This window comes from Streptomyces sp. NPDC025618, from assembly GCF_055558795.1.
Genome location: NZ_JBVHLW010000010.1, coordinates 38,870 through 53,195 on the forward strand (window position 1 = coordinate 38,870; position 14,326 = coordinate 53,195).

At 71.2% G+C, this 14,326-nt stretch carries 12 protein-coding genes and 1 pseudogene; all 13 read right to left on the reverse strand.

The window, feature by feature from the left end; translation table 11 throughout:
- Window positions 1-151 precede the first annotated feature (151 nt).
- Window positions 152-1,852 (reverse strand): flavin monoamine oxidase family protein, encoded by a 1,701-nt coding sequence (locus ACZ4A5_RS12200; RefSeq protein WP_467581791.1) that lies wholly within the window; start codon window positions 1,850-1,852, stop codon window positions 152-154.
- A gap of 49 nt (window positions 1,853-1,901) precedes the next feature.
- Window positions 1,902-2,702, reverse strand: coding sequence for a carbon-nitrogen hydrolase family protein (locus tag ACZ4A5_RS12205; protein WP_467581793.1), 801 nt, complete (start codon window positions 2,700-2,702; stop codon window positions 1,902-1,904).
- A gap of 174 nt (window positions 2,703-2,876) precedes the next feature.
- Window positions 2,877-3,332, reverse strand: a complete 456-nt coding sequence (locus ACZ4A5_RS12210) for an Lrp/AsnC family transcriptional regulator (protein ID WP_095580789.1) — start codon at window positions 3,330-3,332, stop codon at window positions 2,877-2,879.
- Between the two features lie 10 nt (window positions 3,333-3,342).
- Window positions 3,343-4,836, reverse strand: coding sequence for an amino acid permease (locus tag ACZ4A5_RS12215; RefSeq protein ID WP_467581795.1), 1,494 nt, complete (start codon window positions 4,834-4,836; stop codon window positions 3,343-3,345).
- 374 nt (window positions 4,837-5,210) lie between these two features.
- A complete protein-coding gene (locus tag ACZ4A5_RS12220; RefSeq protein ID WP_467581797.1) occupies window positions 5,211-6,653 on the reverse strand; it encodes a GuaB1 family IMP dehydrogenase-related protein in 1,443 nt (480 codons plus the stop codon).
- A gap of 193 nt (window positions 6,654-6,846) precedes the next feature.
- Window positions 6,847-8,016: a pyridoxal phosphate-dependent aminotransferase gene (locus ACZ4A5_RS12225; protein ID WP_467581799.1), complete on the reverse strand. Its 1,170-nt coding sequence runs from the start codon at window positions 8,014-8,016 to the stop codon at window positions 6,847-6,849.
- 163 nt (window positions 8,017-8,179) lie between these two features.
- The gene (locus ACZ4A5_RS12230) at window positions 8,180-9,169 is read right to left on the reverse strand and encodes a sugar-binding transcriptional regulator (RefSeq protein ID WP_398874649.1); all 990 of its coding nucleotides are present in this window, start codon (window positions 9,167-9,169) and stop codon (window positions 8,180-8,182) included.
- Between the two features lie 147 nt (window positions 9,170-9,316).
- On the reverse strand, window positions 9,317-10,000 hold the full coding sequence (rpe, locus tag ACZ4A5_RS12235) for a ribulose-phosphate 3-epimerase (protein WP_467581801.1): 684 nt from the start codon (window positions 9,998-10,000) through the stop codon (window positions 9,317-9,319).
- Between the two features lie 185 nt (window positions 10,001-10,185).
- Window positions 10,186-10,407 carry a DUF397 domain-containing protein gene (locus tag ACZ4A5_RS12240; protein ID WP_467581803.1) on the reverse strand — a complete coding sequence of 74 codons (222 nt, stop codon included), beginning with the start codon at window positions 10,405-10,407 and terminating at the stop codon, window positions 10,186-10,188.
- Window positions 10,391-10,600: a hypothetical protein gene (locus tag ACZ4A5_RS12245; protein WP_467581805.1), complete on the reverse strand. Its 210-nt coding sequence runs from the start codon at window positions 10,598-10,600 to the stop codon at window positions 10,391-10,393. Before ACZ4A5_RS12245 ends, ACZ4A5_RS12240 begins: the two co-directional genes overlap by 17 nt.
- A 76-nt stretch (window positions 10,601-10,676) precedes the next feature.
- Window positions 10,677-11,338: pseudogene (locus ACZ4A5_RS12250) on the reverse strand (helix-turn-helix domain-containing protein); the annotation flags it as partial.
- Between the two features lie 425 nt (window positions 11,339-11,763).
- The gene (locus tag ACZ4A5_RS12255; protein WP_467581807.1) at window positions 11,764-12,549 is read right to left on the reverse strand and encodes a recombinase family protein; all 786 of its coding nucleotides are present in this window, start codon (window positions 12,547-12,549) and stop codon (window positions 11,764-11,766) included.
- Between the two features lie 301 nt (window positions 12,550-12,850).
- Window positions 12,851-14,287 (reverse strand): RsmB/NOP family class I SAM-dependent RNA methyltransferase, encoded by a 1,437-nt coding sequence (locus ACZ4A5_RS12260; protein WP_467581809.1) that lies wholly within the window; start codon window positions 14,285-14,287, stop codon window positions 12,851-12,853.
- Between the last annotated feature and the right edge of the window lie 39 nt (window positions 14,288-14,326).

Below are 14,326 nucleotides of genomic sequence, written 5' to 3' on the forward strand. Positions count from 1 at the left end.
GCGGTAGCTGGGGGAGATCGAGGACGCGACCGAAGGTCGCTGGGGGTCCGGGGGTCTCCCCCGGTTTCGGGAAGGGGCGGGGCTGGGGAAGATGCCCGCCGCAGGCGCCGGCAACCCGCACCCCGCACCCCGCACCGGCGAGCAACCCCCGTCAGTCCTCCGGCAGTTCCACCGGCGCCAGCTCGTCGAAGCGGTCGCCAGGACCCAGGTTCGCCGGATCCGTCGCCCCGCCGAACTGCCGCATCACACCCCACACCGCGTTGAGCGCCGTCTGCACCGCGCCCTCCGCCCAGCCCGCCGTCCAGGAGATGTCGTCGCCGGCGAGGAACAGGCCGCGCTTGTCCTCCGGCAGGCGGTCCTGCATGAAGTGGGTGAACAGGCGCCGCTGGTAGCGGTAGTGGCCGGGCAGGTTGGCCTTGAACGCGCCCATGAAATAGGGCTCGTTCTCCCAGGAGACGGTCACCGGGTTGCCGATGATGTGACGGCGGATGTCGACCTTGGGGTAGATCTCGCCGAGCGACTTGAGCATGACCTCCATGCGCTCGTTCGCCGACAGCGGCAGCCACTTGAGGCTGTCGTCGCACCAGGTGTACGAGAGGCAGATGACGGCCGGCTTGTCGGGCCCGTCGTCCAGGAGGTAGGTGCCACGGGTCATCCGGTCGGTGAGCGTCATCGACATGACGTCCCGCCCGGTCTCCTCGTCCTTGTCCAGCCAGAACGGCCGGTCGACCGGGACGAACAGCTTGGACGACTCCATGTAGTGGGTGCGCTCCATCGCCGTCCAGTGGTCGATGGGGAAGAGCGAGTCGTCGCACGCGATCTTCGACAGCAGCATCCACGACTGGGCGGTGAAGACGGCCGCCTTGTACGTACGGATGTCACCCGACGCGTCGGTCACGGTGATGCCGTTGCCCGCCGTGCGGTGCAGCCGGGTCACGGCCGGGCGGGGCTCGCCGTCGTGCAGCGAGGACAGCGAGGTGCCGGGCGCCCAGTGGACGATCTTGCCGGGCTCGCGCTCCCACAGCCGCAGCGGGAGCTGCTGGCTGCCGCCGACGATGCCGCGGTGGTGGTCGTCCGCCTCGGTGTAGACGACGCGCAGGATCTCCAGGATGGAGTTGGGGAAGTCGGTGTCCCAGCCGCCGGTGCCGAAGCCGACCTGGCCGAAGATCTCGCGGTGGCGGAAGGACTTGAAGGCGGTGGACTCGCAGAGGAAGCCGTAGAAGGTCTGGTTGTCGAGCTTCTCGACGAGCTTCGCCCAGATCTCCCGGATGCGCGGCACGTCGCGCTCGCGCAGGGCGCGGTTCATGTCGGAGAAGTCGGCGCCCTCCTCCAGGCAGGCGTTCCACGCCTCGGCGACCTCGCGGTAGACGGCCGGCAGGTCGTCGATGGTCCGCGCGTAGTGCGACTCGCCCTTGAGGTCGACGACGGTCGAGGGCGTGTCGGGCGCGAGCGGGTTGGGGAACGGCTTCGTCTCCAGGCCCACCAGGTCGATGTAGTACTGCAGGGCCGTGGAGCTCGGCGGGAAACGCATCGCGCCCATCTCGGCGGTCAGCGAGGGGTCGCAGCCCTCGAAGCCGACCGTGCGCAGCCGGCCGCCGATCTGGTCCGCCTCGTAGACGACGGGCTTGAGGCCCATCTTCATCAGCTCGTAGGCCGTGATGATGCCGGAGAGGCCGCCGCCGATGACCGCGACCTCGGCGCCGTGCTCGGTCGCGGGTATCTGCCCGAGACCCGCCGGGTGGGCGAGGAAGTCGTCGTACGGGAAGGGGAAGTCCGGACCGACCATGGTGATCGGCGGCAGGGCCGGCTGCGACGGCTCGTCGTGGGCGGCGTTGGGCACCATGGACGTCATCGGCTGAACTCTCCTGCGGAAAAGGGGGAACAGTGGGGGGTGTGCTGCTTCAGCCGAGCGAGCCGTAAAGCTCCGGACGGCGGTCGCTCAGGTAGGTGTTCTCGGCGCGGGAGTCCTTGAGCAGCGCCGGGTCCACGTCGGCGATGATCAGGTCCTCGCCCGCGCCCGCCCGCGCCCGTACGGTCCCGTCGGGGGCGGCGAGGCAGCTGAGGCCGGCGAAGGCGAACTCGCCCTCGGTGCCGCAGCGGTTGGCGTAGGCGATGTAGAGCTGGCTCTCCCAGGCGCGGGCCGGGACGATCGTCTGCGGGACGATCTCGTACGGCCGCATCAGCGCGGTCGGGGTGAGCAGCAGCTCGGTGCCGGCGAGGGCGTGGGCGCGCACCGGCTCGGGGAACTCGACGTCGTAGCAGATCAGCATGCCGAGGCGGACGCCGTCGAGGTCGGCCTGGACGACCAGCTCGTCGCCGGGCGTGAAGTGGGCGGTCTCGTAGTCCCCGAAGAGGTGGGTCTTGCGGTAGTGCGCGAGGCGCTCCCCGTCCGGCGCGATGAGCTGGAGGGAGTTGTGGAGCACCGCGCCGGCGCGCTCGGGGTAGCCGTAGCCGATGGCCAGGCCGTGCTCGGCGGCGATGCGGGCGACGGCCCGGGCGCCGGGTCCGTCGGCGGGCTCGGCCCGCTCCCGCACGGTGGCGCCGAGGGCGTAGCCGGTGAGGTAGAGCTCATTGGTGAGCAGCAGCCGGGCGCCCGCGTCGGCGGCCCGGCGCGCGGCGGCGGCCAGGTCGTCGAGGGTCTCGGCGGTGGAGGCGGGGACGCCGGGGCGGCCTTGGTACAGCGCGGTGCGCAGCGGCGTCATGCGGCCTCTCTTCACCTGTCGCGAGGGGGCGTGCGTTAAGGACGCCTTGACGGTACGGGCCGGTAACTCCGCCCGACAAGGCGCGACCATTGCGTACCGACGCGGCATTCGTTGCGCGTTGCGCCACCTCCGCGGCGATTCATTGCGCGGAGGCTCGCGGGGTCCCGGCGTCGCTCAGGAGGGGGCGCCGGAGCTGAAGCGGCGCAGCAGGGGGGAGAGCACGAGGACGGACTTGGTGCGCTCGACGAAGGGCTCGCCCGCGATGCGCTCCAGCACCCGCTCGAAGTGGCGCATGTCGGAGGCGAAGACCTGGACGATGGCGTCCGCCTCGCCGGTGACGGTGGAGGCGGACGCCACTTCCGGATAGCGCGACAGGCCGCGGTGGATGGCCTCGGGCGAGGTGTTCCGGCGGCAGTAGATCTCGATGAAGCCCTCGGTCTCCCAGCCGAGCGCCGCAGGGTCCACCCGCACGGTGAACCCGGTGATGGCGCCCTCGGCCCGCAGCCTGTCCACGCGCCGCTTGACGGCGGGCGCGGACAGGCCGACCTCGGTGCCGATGTCGGCGTAGGAGCGGCGGGCGTCCTCGGCGAGGGCGTGGACGATGCGTTCGTCGAGATCGTTCAGTCGCACTGCGGGTGGATCACTTCTCTAGGGAAACCTGCGTCTCTTCCCGGGCGAGCCGCGAGCGGCTCCTCCCGTACCCGAAGTAGATCACGAGCCCGACGGCCATCCAGACACCGAAGACCATCCAGGTGACCTTGTCGAGGCTGCCCATCATGTAGACGCACAGGAGGAAGCCGATGGCCGGGAAGACGGGGCTGAGCGGCACCCGGAAGGTGCGCTTCATCTCCGGGCGGGTCCGGCGGAGCACGATGACGGCCACGTTGACCAGGGCGAACGCGAAGAGCGTGCCGATGCTGGTGGCGTCCGCGAGCTGGCCGAGCGGGATGGCCGCGGCGAGGATGCCGCAGAAGAGCGAGACGATGACGGTGTTGGCCCGGGGGGTGCCGCTCTTGGCGTGGACCTTGGAGAAGACCTTGGGCACCAGGCCGTCGCGGGACATCGCGAAGAGGATGCGGGTCTGGCCGTAGAGGACGGTCAGCACGACCGAGGCGATGGCGATGACGGCGCCCGCGGCGAGCAGCACGGCCCAGAAGCTCTGGCCGGTCACGTCCTTCATGATCCCGGCGAGCGCGGCCTCGCTGCCCTCGAACTTCTGCCAGGGCATGGCGCCGACGGCGACGGCGGCGACGAGGCAGTAGAGCGCGGTGACGATGATCAGCGAGAGCATGATCGCGCGCGGCAGGTCACGCTGCGCGTCCTTGGCCTCCTCGCCGGCGGTGGAGGCGGCGTCGAAGCCGATGTAGGAGAAGAAGAGCGAGGCTCCGGCGGAGCTCAGGCCCGCGATGCCGAGCGGCATGAAGGGGGTGTAGTTGCCGGCCTTGACGCCCTGGAAGGCGACGCCGCAGAAGAGCAGCAGGGCGACGATCTTCACGCCGACCATGATGGTGTTGGCGCGGGCGCTCTCCTTGGCGCCGCCCAGCAGGAAGGCCATGCACAGCAGCACGACGAGCAGGGCGGGCAGGTTGAAGACGCCGCCGTCGCCGGGCGGGTTGGCCAGCGACGCGGGGATGGTGACGCCGATCGTGCCGTCGAGCAGCTCGTTGAGGTACTGCCCCCAGCCGACGGCGACGGCCGCGACGGAGACGCCGTACTCCAGGATCAGGCACCAGCCGCAGACCCAGGCGACGAGCTCGCCGAGGGTGGCGTAGGCGTAGGAGTACGAGGAGCCGGAGACCGGGATGGTGCCGGCCAGCTCCGCGTAGGAGAGGGCCGAGAAGAGGGCCGTGATGCCGGCGATGACGAACGAGATGATGACGGCGGGGCCCGCCTTGGGGACCGCCTCGCCGAGCACCACGAAGATGCCGGTGCCGAGGGTCGCGCCGATGCTGATCATCGTCAGCTGCCACATGCCGAGCGAGCGGCGCAGCGAACCGCCCTCGCCCTGCCCGCCCTCGGCCACGAGGCGTTCGACCGGCTTGCGCCGCATGAGACCTGCCGCGAAGCCGGCGGCCGGGCGCGGGGAGCGCTGGTCGTCGCCCGCGGCGGGGGGCGCTGTGCCGTGGTCCAACACTGGGTGGCTCCATTCGTCGCTGCCTGTCGAGGGCGGAGGGGACGACCACCGACGGGACCCCACCGGGGCGGCGCCGGCAGGGCGGAGCGAACCCATAAAAGGAGGGGGACCGCGAGCAAGCGGTATCCGCCACTCCACGTACAGCGCAGACCCTACGAGGTGGGTGCGTGCGCTCGTAATGCACCATTCTTGCGTATGCCCGTACGATCATTGCGTGCGGGGGGCCGGAACGGGCGATCGTTGCACGTCACCTTACGAATCGGTACATGTCGGCGTCAACAGCCGCCGACCGGGGCATGGCTCACACGTCCCAGGGCATGCGAAAGGGGCGCGGCCCGGAGAACCGGACCGCGCCCCTTCGGGGATCGCTTCGCTTACTGCCAGCTGGCGTGCAGCGGCTTGCCCTCGGCGTAGCCCGCGGCGCTCTGGACGCCGACGACGGCACGCTCCTGGAACTCCTCCAGGGAGCCCGCGCCCGCGTAGGTGCAGGAGCTGCGGACGCCCGCGATGATCGAGTCGATCAGGTCCTCGACGCCCGGACGGGTCGGGTCGAGGAACATCCGCGAGGTGGAGATGCCCTCCTCGAACAGACCCTTGCGGGCCCGGTCGTAGGCCGACTCCTCGCTGGTGCGGTTGCGCACGGCGCGGGCGGAGGCCATGCCGAAGCTCTCCTTGTAGAGCCGGCCGTCGGCGCTCTGCTGGAGGTCGCCCGGGGACTCGTACGTCCCGGCGAACCAGGAGCCGATCATGACGTTGGAGGCACCGGCGGCGAGCGCCATGGCGACGTCACGCGGGTGGCGGACGCCACCGTCGGCCCAAACGTGCTTGCCGAACTTCTTCGCCTCGGCGGCGCACTCCATGACCGCGGAGAACTGCGGGCGGCCCACGCCGGTCATCATGCGGGTGGTGCACATGGCGCCGGGGCCCACGCCGACCTTGATGATGTCCGCGCCGGCCTCGATGAGGTCGCGCACGCCCTCGGCGGCGACGATGTTGCCCGCGACGATCGGGACCCGCGGGTCGAGGCCGCGGACGGCCTTGATCGCGGAGATCATCGACTCCTGGTGGCCGTGGGCGGTGTCCACGACGATGGTGTCGGCACCGGCCTCCAGCAGGGCCTTGGCCTTGCCGGCCACGTCGCCGTTGATGCCCACGGCGGCGGCGATGCGCAGCTTGCCGTCCGCGTCGGTGGCGGGGGTGTAGAGCGTGGCGCGCAGGGCGCCCTTGCGGGTCAGGATGCCCGCGAGCTTGCCGTCCTTGTCGACGGCGGGCGCGAGCTTGCGGTGCGCGGCGTCGAGCTTGTTGAACGCCTCGCGCGGGTCGATGTCGGCGTCGAGGAGGAGCAGTTCCTTCGACATGACCTCGGACAGCTGGGTGAAGCGGTCCACGCCGGTCAGGTCCGACTCGGTGACGACGCCGACCGGGCGGTGGTCGCCGTCGACGACGACACCGGCGCCGTGCGCGCGCTTGGGCAGCAGCGACAGGGCGTCGGCGACGGTCTGGGTGGGGGCGAGGACGATCGGGGTGTCGAGGACCAGGTGGCGGCCCTTGACCCAGGAGATGACCTCGGTGACGACCTCGATCGGGATGTCCTGCGGGATGACCACGAGGCCACCGCGGCGGGCGACCGTCTCGGCCATGCGGCGGCCGGCGATCGCGGTCATGTTGGCGACCACGAGCGGGATGGTGGTGCCGGTCCCGTCGGGGGCGGAGAGGTCCACACCCTGGCGGGAACCGACCGCGGAGCGGCTGGGCACCATGAACACGTCGTCGTACGTCAGGTCGTACGGCGGCTTCTGGTCGTTGAGGAATCGCATACTGGCTCTCTCACCTGCGGTTTTGAGTACAAGGCGGGTGGGGAGTCAGCACCGAGCCAGCTCCGGATCGGGCTGAGGTTCCTGGACCCATCATCCATGATGCCTTCGCGTAGTGACGAACCGGAGCCCGATTCTCATGGGTTCGCCCAGAGACCGGCCGGCGCGTCTGTGGCATCGGACAGGAGGCCGCCGGTCAGGCGGAGAGGCCCTTGAGGCGGGCCACCGCCTCCTCCAGCACGGCCGTGCGCTTGCAGAAGGCGAAGCGGACGAAGGGGGCGCCTTCGGCGCGGTTGTCGTAGAAGACGGTGTTGGGCACGGCCACCACGCCCGCGCGCTCGGGCAGGGTGAGGCAGAAGTCCAGGCCGTCGGTCGCGCCGAGGGGGCGGATGTCGGTCGTGATGAAGTAGGTGCCGGCCGGGCGGTGCACGGCGAAGCCCGCGTCCGCGAGCCCGGCCGCCAGCAGGTCGCGCTTGGCCCGCAGGTCGGCGCGGAAGTCCTCGAAATAGCTGTCGGGCAGCCGCAGGGCCTCCGCGATCGCGTACTGGAACGGGCCGGACGAGACGTAGGTCAGGAACTGCTTGGCCGAGCGGACCGCGGCGATCAGGGCCGCCGGAGCCGTCACCCAGCCGACCTTCCAGCCCGTGAAGGAGAACGTCTTGCCCGCGGAGCCGATGGTGACGGTCCGCTCGCGCATGCCGGGCAGCGAGGCGAGCGGGACGTGCTCGCCGTCGAAGACGAGGTGCTCGTAGACCTCGTCGGAGATGACGAGCAGGTCGCGCTCGACGGCGAGGGCGGCGACGGCCGCGAGCTCCTCGCGGGTGAGCACCGTGCCCGTCGGGTTGTGCGGGGTGTTGATCAGGAGCACCCGGGTCCTGGGGGTGACGGCGTCGCGCAGCTCGTCGAGGTCCAGGCGGAAGGCGCCGTCGCGGGGGCGCAGCGTCACGGGCACCCGCTTGCCGCCCGCCATGGCGACGCAGGCCGCGTACGAGTCGTAGTACGGCTCCAGCGCTATCACCTCGTCGCCGGGCTCGACCAGGGCGAGCAGCGCGGCGGCGATCGCCTCGGTCGCGCCCGCGGTGACCAGGACCTCGGTGTCGGGGTCGCAGACCAGGCCGTAGCGGTGCGCCTGGTGGTCGGCGACGGCGAGGCGCAGCTCGGGGACGCCGGCGGCGGGCGGGTACTGGTTGCCGCGGCCGTCCCGCAGGGCGCGGACGGCGGCCTCCCTGATCTCCTCGGGCCCGTCGGTGTCCGGAAAGCCCTGGCCGAGGTTGATCGCCCCGGTCCGGGCCGCCAGGGCGGACATCTCCGCGAAGATGGTGGTGCCGAATTCCGCGAGGCGGCTGTTGACGGGCTTTCGGGTCATGCGTGCTTCTCCCTCGACCGACGGATGTGCGGGGCATGGTGCGTTCGCCCATTGTCACAGCCGGACATCACCCGGGAGCAGGGCCCGCGTACCGCACGGGCCGCATACGCGCACCGCCCGCCGGGGCGGACCCCAGCGGGCGGTGCGGGTGAGGCTCGGTCGGTCAGTTGCCGTCCGGGTCCGCCCGGTCCAGCGCCGGGCGCGGGCCCGGGCCGGTCTCCAGCAGCAGATAGTCGGCGGCGGCGGTGTCGGTGACCAGGCTGGTGACCAGCCCGGACCGCAGCACCGCGCCGATCGCGGCGGCCTTGCGCAGGCCGCCGGCGATCGCGACGACCTCCGGTATGCGGCGCAGCCGGTCCGCCTCGACGGTGATGCAGCGCTCGCCCAGGTCGCGGCCGATGCGCCGGCCCTCGGCGTCGAAGAGGTGCGCGGACATCTCGGCCGCGGCGCCGAGCGAGGCGTAGTGCGCGCGCTCCTCCTCGCCGAGCATGTCGTAGACGGTCGAGATGCCGGGCGCCCAGGAACCGATGGACACGGCGGCCACCGTGACCTTGTCGAAGTAGTCGAAGGCCCGCGCGATGCCGGTCTGACCGCGCAGGGCCGCGGCGGTGGCGGAGTCGGGCAGCAGCATCGGCGCGTAGATCGGGTGCGCCTCGCCGCCGGACACCTGGGCCGCGCGGCGCACGGCCTCCACCGAGCCGCGCTCGGCGGTGCCCGCGTCGTAGACACCGGTGAGCTGGACCACCGTGCACGGCGGCAGCCGGTGCAGGGCCGCGGCCATGTGGATGGTGGAGCGGCCCCAGGCCAGGCCGAGGACGTCGCCCTCGTGCACCAGCTCGCCGAGCAGGTCTGCGGCCACCTCGCCGAGGTTCTCGGGGTCGGGCGCGTCCTCGGCCGCGTCGGCCGGGGACTCGACGACCACGGCGTGCCTCAGGCCGTAGCGGGCGCGCAGCGCGTCGGAGCGCTCCGCGTCCAGCTCGGCCGGCACCCGGATCTCGATCCGCACCAGATCCCGCTCCAGAGCGGTCTCCAGCACCCGGGCCACCTTGAAGCGGCTCACGCCGAACTCCTCGGCGATCTGGATCTTCGACTTGCCCTCGAGGTAGAAGCGGCGGGCCATGGCCGCCGCCTGCACCAGCTCGGCGGGCCCCATCGGCGTGGCAGAACGGCCCGTCGACACCGCGGCCTCCTCACTTCTGTGTTCAAGCTGTGGACTCGACCGTCATCCTGTCAGAAACGGCGGTCCTTTGATCAGGGCCTGCTCCGCACCACGGCGTTCCGGGCGCGGTGCGGCACCGGGTCAGTGCGCGCAGGCCCAGGGCGCGACGGCCGTGGCCTGCTCCGCCTGCTCCCTCAGCGAGCGTACGGCGGCCGCCGGGTCCTGCGCACCGTAGACGGCGGAGCCGGCCACGAAGACATCCGCCCCGGCCTCCGCGCAGCGCTCGATCGTCTGCGCCGACACCCCGCCGTCGACCTGGAGCCACAGCTCGAGACCGTGCCGCTGGATGAGCTCCCGGGTCCGGCGGATCTTGGGCAGCATGATGTCGAGGAACGCCTGACCGCCGAAGCCGGGCTCCACGGTCATGATCAGCAGCATGTCGAGCTCGGGCAGCAGGTCCTCGTACGGCTCGATGGGCGTCGCGGGCTTGAGCGCCATCGACGCGCGGGCGCCCTTGGCCCGGATCTCCCGCGCCAGCCGGACCGGCGCCGCGGCGGCCTCGGCGTGGAAGGTGACCGAGCCCGCCCCGGCCTCCACGTACTGCGGGGCCCAGCGGTCCGGGTCCTCGATCATCAGGTGACAGTCGAGGGGGGTGTCCGTGGCCTTGCTGAGCGACTCGACGATCGGCACCCCGAGCGTGAGGTTGGGGACGAAGTGGTTGTCCATGACATCGACATGGAGCCAGTCGGCGCCCTGCACGGCCTTCGCCTCATCGGCGAGGCGGGCGAAATCGGCGGAGAGGATGCTGGGGTTGATCTGGGCCATTTCCAAACTCTCTGTACGGAGCCACCTGGTCTCGCTACACCCCATGGTCCCGGGTCCTGCGGGGCCGCTGAACAGGGGCTGTCCCTTGCAAGACTAGGCCCTACGGGTGCAGGGGCAGCAGGTGGGAGGCCAGCGGGCCACGCTGGAATTGCCCTGATCTCGTCCACCGGATCGCCCAGAGGCCGTCAGACGGCCGCGCCGCCCTCCCCCTTCACCTTGGCCACGAACGAGGCCCACGCGCCCACAGGGAACCTCAGAGCGGGACCGTAGGGGTCCTTGCTGTCACGGACGGGAACGACGCCGGAAGCTGCGTATGCGGGTGCCCATTCGACGCAGTTGCCGTTGTTCCCTTGGCTGTAGGTGGACCGCACCCATATCGCGCGAGAGAAGTCAGGGGTGGTGCTCATGGGCGTACGCCTCCATAACGTGCCGGATAAGGACCAGAGAGTTCGCGAGTGACAGGGCATCGGCACGTAGACGCTCGTACGCCGCTTGTGCTTCGGCGACCGCCCCCGCCGAGTCGTCCACATGCCCTCGCGTGTACGTCTCCTCGTACAGGATGATCGTTCCGTCTCGTCGCGTCAGCACAATGAACGGCACTCCCTTCGGCGGCGCCCCCGCAGCGAAGGGGAAGAATGGCAACGTGCGGGGACTCCGCTGCCGCCAACAGGTGCTGGAGCTGTCCCCGCATGACCTCGGGCCCGCCCACGGCGGAACGTAAGACCGCCTCGTGCAGGATCACCCACAACAGCGGGGGTCCTCACTCTCGAAGATCTCTCGCCGCTGCATGCGCAGCTCGATCCGGGCTTTGATCTCGATTTCCGTCTCGCGCGGGTGCGCCGAACGGAAGACGGCTCCGGCGTACTCCGGGGTTTGCAGTATGCCCATGACGAACGCGTTGGAATAGTCGCAGATGCTCTGCGCTTCGCGTTCCAACTTGAGGTAGGGCACGAACCATGACGGGTACCGGCCGTCGGCCGCTCGCTGCCGCCACTGAGCGTAGGTGCCCGGCATGCCGAATACCTTGTCGCACTGCTCCGCGAACTGAGGTGAGGCCAGCTGCTGGCCTGTCTCCACCTTGCTGACGTACGGCTGTCCGCAAAGCAGCCGGACGGCAAGCTGAGCCTGTGACCACCCACGAGCCTCCCAGAGGCGGGCACCCGTGATCGAACCCCTACCCCTCTGCGTGCGCCCGCATCCCCCGTTGGGCGCTAGCCGATCACAGAGGGGCAGGCACCCCTTCCGGCTGTACGGGGGACAGCCGGAAGGCGCCAAGCTCCGCCCTGCCGGGCGGGACGACACAACCCCGGCAGGGCGGGAACCAGCCCCGTTGGGCACAGGTGGCCATCAGGGGGTAGAAGTGACCGCACCATAGAAGGGAAACGCCAACATGGGCTCGACGCCGTGCAATACCTGTAGCGGCACCGGGTACGTGACCAAAGACGGATTGCAGCACCAGTGCGAAGACTGCGGCGGGACCGGGCGCATCGAACACAGTTAGAAGGAGGGGCGATGTGCAATAAGTGCTTCGGCAGGGGATTCATCGACGAAAAGTTGCCGAACGGCACGAAACTGGTCCACGCGTGCAATTCATGTAACGGAACCGAGTCGGACAGCCGGAACAGGGAGCCGCGCAGGGTGTTCGGACGGCAAGCCAACCGACCCCGCGTAGACAGCAGCGGGGAAGCCTGAAGCGGTAGAGGGCCCCGCCCGTGCGTTCCTCCCCCGAGGCGTGCGGGCGGGGCTCTGTGCTCCGCTGCGCCCTACTCGCCTAGGTGCCGGTACAGGGTCGCCCTGGACACTCCGAGGGCCTTAGCGATGGCCGTGACGCTCTCCCCCTTCGCGTGCCGGGCACGGGCCACGGCAAGCTTGTCGTCATCGACCACGGTCGGCCGCCCGCCGTGATTGCCCTTGCGGGCCGCAGCCTCCAGCCCCTCCAACGTCTTCTCCCGTATCCCCTCCCGCTCCACCTCAGCGCTGACAGCCAGCACGGCGAACACGATGGCCCCGGCCCCGTTGGGGTCGTAGACGCCCTGGAGCGGGCCGGAGAGAAGTTCCAGTTGGATGCCATCCGCCTGGAGCATGGCAGACAAGGACATGAGCTCAGCGGCGCTGCGGGCAAGACGCTTCATCTCGACCACGGTCAGGATGACCGGCTGCCTGGGCGCAGCCGTCTTGATCTCCCGGGCCAGCATCAGGGCCTTATCCAGTTCCGGACGTTCCTTGACCCGAGTGCTGATCTTCTCCGAGAACACGCGGGTGCACTGGGCGCCGGACAGCGCGTCCAACTGACTCTGGAGTTCCTGGCCGACCGTGGAGCAGCGGGCGTAACCGATCCGGATCGCTGCGCCCGGCGTCGCCTCGCTCGCCTCCGGCACGGCCTCACCCTCCACCCACGGCTTCCCGGGGTTGCGGTCCGCTGGAGTCTTCACGGCCAGTTCCGCCTTGAGTGCGGGCACCAGGGTGAAGCGGCCCGTGTGGTAGTTCACGGCCACCCTGCCCGTGGACGTACGGCAGGGGCTACCAGCAGCCCAGGTGGGACCGTACACACAGTTGGGAAGAGCGCAGAATCAACGGGTTGATCTGCGCGGCCATGCGTTTAGCTTGCCATGCCGCGTGCGCGGGGATCGCCCGGGTCCACCACGGGTCCGTTGCCGCCCACGGCGGGAGCCGCCTCCGGGTGTGGTCCTCGAAATGCCGGACAGGCCGGGTTCCGCGAACCGTAGCCGGCACCTCCAGCCCGTCCGGCGCTCGAGGACAAGCGGCGGAGCCGCGAATCGGACACGGACGGGAAGGACGGGGTCCTGGGAAAATCCCGCAGGGGCCCCGCCCGCACCGGCGTACCGTCCGTCAGGACACCCGGCGCAGCAGCGCGAGGTACATCGCGTCCGTGCCGTGCAGGTGGGGCCACAGCTGGACGTCCGGGCCCTCGCCCAGCGCCGGGACGCCGTGCATCAGGGGCCGCGCGTCGATCCACTCCGCGTCCACGCCCTGCCGTTTGAGGACGTCCTCCACGACGGCGCGCGTCTCCGCGGGGTGCGGCGAGCAGGTCGCGTAGCCGACGACGCCGCCGACGCGTACGGCCCGCAGCGCCTCCCGCAGCAGGTCGCGCTGGAGCGGCGCGAAGCCGGCGAGGTCCTCGGGACGGCGGCGCCAGCGCGCCTCCGGGCGCCGCCGCAGGGCGCCGAGCCCGGTGCAGGGCACGTCGACGAGTACGCGGTCGAAGGTGCCCTCCCGCCACGGCGGGCGGGTGCCGTCGGCGGCGATGACCTGGTACGGGCCGGGGTTGCCGGCCAGGGCCCGCTCGACGAGCCGCGCGCGGTGCGGCTGCTTCTCGGAGGCCAGCAGCGCGGCGCCCCGCCGGGCGGCGAGCGCGCCGAGCATGGCGGCCTTGCCTCCCGGGCCCGCGCAGCCGTCCAGCCAGCGGCCGTCGGTGCCTTCCAGCGGAGCGTTCGCGAGGGCGAGGGCGACCAGCTGACTGCCCTCGTCCTGGACGCCCGCCCGGCCCTCGCGCACCGCGTCCAGCGCGCCGGGCTCGCCGCCCTCGGCGAGCCGCACCGCGTACGGCGACCAGCGGCCGGGCAGCGCCGACTCCTCGCCGACCGCCGCGAGCAGCTCCTCGGGGGTGGCCCGGCCGGGCCGGGCCACGAGGGTGACCTCGGGCCGTTCGTTGTCGGCGTCGAGGAGGTCCTCGATGCCCGCGCGGCCGCCACCGAGCGCGTCCCACAGCGCGGAGACGATCCACCGCGGGTGCGAGTGCACGACGGCGAGGTGCTCCTCGGGGTCGTCCTCGTAGGGCGGGGCGACCTTCTCCAGCCAGCCGTCGAGGTCGTGGGCGGTGATGCGGCGCAGGACCGCGTTGACGAACTTCGCCCGGCCGTCGCCGAGCACGACCCGCGCCAGCTCGACACTGGCCGACACCGCCGCGTGCGCCGGGATGCGGGTGCCGAGCAACTGGTGCGCGCCCAGGCTCAGTACGTCCAGCACCGGCGGGTCGACCTCGCGCAGCGGCCGGTCGATGCAGGACGCGATGATCGCGTCGTACGTCCCCTGGCGGCGCAGCGTCCCGTAGACCAGCTCGGTGGCGAGCGCGGCGTCGCGCGCGTCGAGGCCGCCCTGCTCCTTGCCCTTCTCGCGGGCCTTGCGCAGCAGGGGCGGCAGCACGAGGTTCGCGTACGCGTCCCGCTCGTCCACGGCCCGCAACGCCTCGAAGGCGAGGATCCGTACCGGGTCCTTCTTGGGCCGGCGGTGCGGTTTTGCGGGGCGGCGAGGGGCCTGATCGTTCACGAAAGGTGCTCCGGGGCGTAAGTGGTGAAGGGTCCAGCG

Excerpts from the sequence above, each read along its gene's own strand:
- rpe (WP_467581801.1), bottom strand. The coding sequence starts at position 10,000 with ATGGCCCAGATCAACCCCAGCATCCTCTCCGCCGATTTCGCCCGCCTC.
- ACZ4A5_RS12240 (WP_467581803.1), bottom strand. The coding sequence starts at position 10,407 with ATGAGCACCACCCCTGACTTCTCTCGCGCGATATGGGTGCGGTCCACC.
- ACZ4A5_RS12200 (WP_467581791.1), bottom strand. The coding sequence starts at position 1,852 with ATGACGTCCATGGTGCCCAACGCCGCCCACGACGAGCCGTCGCAGCCG.
- ACZ4A5_RS12205 (WP_467581793.1), bottom strand. The coding sequence starts at position 2,702 with ATGACGCCGCTGCGCACCGCGCTGTACCAAGGCCGCCCCGGCGTCCCC.
- ACZ4A5_RS12230 (WP_398874649.1), bottom strand. The coding sequence starts at position 9,169 with ATGGGGCCCGCCGAGCTGGTGCAGGCGGCGGCCATGGCCCGCCGCTTC.
- ACZ4A5_RS12225 (WP_467581799.1), bottom strand. The coding sequence starts at position 8,016 with ATGACCCGAAAGCCCGTCAACAGCCGCCTCGCGGAATTCGGCACCACC.
- ACZ4A5_RS12220 (WP_467581797.1), bottom strand. The coding sequence starts at position 6,653 with ATGCGATTCCTCAACGACCAGAAGCCGCCGTACGACCTGACGTACGAC.